This is a genomic window from Sulfurovum sp. bin170 (assembly GCF_010892395.1).
In the GTDB taxonomy this organism is placed as follows: domain Bacteria; phylum Campylobacterota; class Campylobacteria; order Campylobacterales; family Sulfurovaceae; genus UBA1140.
The window spans coordinates 1-1,851 of the sequence record NZ_JAACKB010000123.1 but is presented as its reverse complement, the minus strand read 5'-3'; the positions used below and the strand labels follow the sequence as shown (position 1 = coordinate 1,851).

General features: G+C 33.3%; 2 protein-coding genes. Both read right to left on the bottom strand.

The genetic code is table 11. The features are described 5' to 3' along the window. On the bottom strand, nt 1–1,600 hold a 1,600-nt coding region (locus GSY74_RS02980), incomplete at its 3' end, for an AAA family ATPase (protein WP_164663627.1). Beyond that, nucleotides 1,597–1,755 carry a hypothetical protein gene (locus GSY74_RS02975; RefSeq protein ID WP_164663626.1) on the bottom strand — a complete coding sequence of 53 codons (159 nt, stop codon included), beginning with the start codon at nt 1,753–1,755 and terminating at the stop codon, nt 1,597–1,599. The genes GSY74_RS02980 and GSY74_RS02975, both read right to left, overlap by 4 nt. Nucleotides 1,756–1,851 lie beyond the last annotated feature (96 nt).

The window sequence follows — 1,851 nt, the reverse complement described above, 5'->3', positions numbered from 1 at the left end:
ATGACTCTCTCTTCTCATCAAGTATCTTCTCTGTTTTTGATGGCTCTATTTTTTGGGGGAATAGAGGGTGTTTGGTGGAGCCACACAACAGACATGGTTCACCATCTTTGAGCCTTAGTCTATCTTTTTCGTAGTTCAAAATTCTCTCTTCAAGATTTTTTTTCTCTTCAAGTTGGTCGATTACACTCTTCAAACTACTTTTCTTTAAATTTAGTTCACTCTTCTCTGAGCCAAGATTATCTATCCTATTCTCCATCTCCTCTTTTGCTAGAGAGATTTTGGTTTGACTCTTCTGAAGATACTCTTTTCGCCTAAGTTTTGTAATCTGTATCTCCAAAATCAAATTTTGCTGTTCAACCTTCTCTATATTTTCTGATTTGATTTTTCTATATAGCTCTTTTGTATGATTTTCAAGACTCTCAATAGTCATATAGAGAGGTTTGTCACTAAGCTCCTCTATATTTTTGGACATCATAATTTTTAGCTCATCCTGAGTTCTGTTTAGTTCATTAAATTTGCTAGATATAAGAGTATAGTTCTGTTTTAGATGCTCTATATTTGAAAATGATTGCATATCTCTTCTAAGAAGAATTTTTTCTACATTTAGTTTGGAGAGTTGAGTATCAATATCATCTATGCTCTGCTCTACCTTAAAAAGCTCCTGCTCATTTTTTTCAATCTCCTCCTGCAATGTTATAAAGTTTTTTTGCGTAAACTCTATCTCTCTATCAAAAAGTTTAGCATGTTCAACTTTTCTCTTCTCTTCGGTTAAAAGAGCAAGAGATTCATGATACTCTTTCTCTTCTGTCTGCCTTTGTGAAAGAATTTTTTGTAGTCTCTCTAGCTCTTTTTTATAATTTTCAGATTGGGAAGAGAGTTTGTTAAAGGTTACTTTTTGGTTAATAATATAGATAATCCTATCTATATTAAATGATTTTTTCTCTCTATCTAACAGACCTCTATTTTTTAACATCTCTATTCGTTTGGTAGGCTCCAAGCAGATTGTATTTGCTGTTGATATTCGTATCCTATCTAACTTCTGCTTCTCCTTTTCAGTCCGTTGAAAAACTCTTTTGGAGATTGTGGCATATATCTTAGTATCAGTCACTCTCTCCAACAACGAAACTCTATCCTCTGCCTCTGCTTTCAAAAAATTATCAAAAAGACCCTGTGAGAGTATAATAGATTGAGTGAATTGCCCAAAATCAAGCCCTATCAACTCTCTAATCTTCTGTGTAACAAGAGGAATCCCCTCACTTAATAGCTTATCATCTTGATAGAGTTGCATAGAGTATATGGTCTCATTCTCTTTCTGCTCTTGTGAAAATCGGCTTCGATACCTCTGCTCTGCAATCTCAAAACAGACCTCACAAAAAGAGTTATTGCATTGTTTACTAATAAATCCATCTGTATTCTGCTTTAGACGAGTTGTTTGGGCATATAGTGCCAATGATATGGCATCAAGAAGCGTACTCTTCCCCGCACCTGTTGCACCTGTAATAGCAAAAATTCTATTTTGAAAATGTGCTTGGCTAAAGTCAATCTCATTCTCACCTTTTAGTGAGTTGATATTTTTGATTTTGAGTTTTAGGATTTTCATGGTTTTATCTCTTTTAGAATTTCACTATATAGTTTTAGCATAACTCTCTGCTCTTCCTCTTTTAGATGCTCTATTTTTTTTAGAAATATCTGGTCTATGCTCGTGGTTTTAGAAGATTTTGGGTTAGACTCTTTTGTAGGTTTTCTCTTTTCCATAATAGTATATTCTTTTTGAATGGATTTTATCCTTTTTTTATTAAAGGAGATATATTTTATTGGAAATAGTGAGATTTTTTAAGTTGAGATGAGATT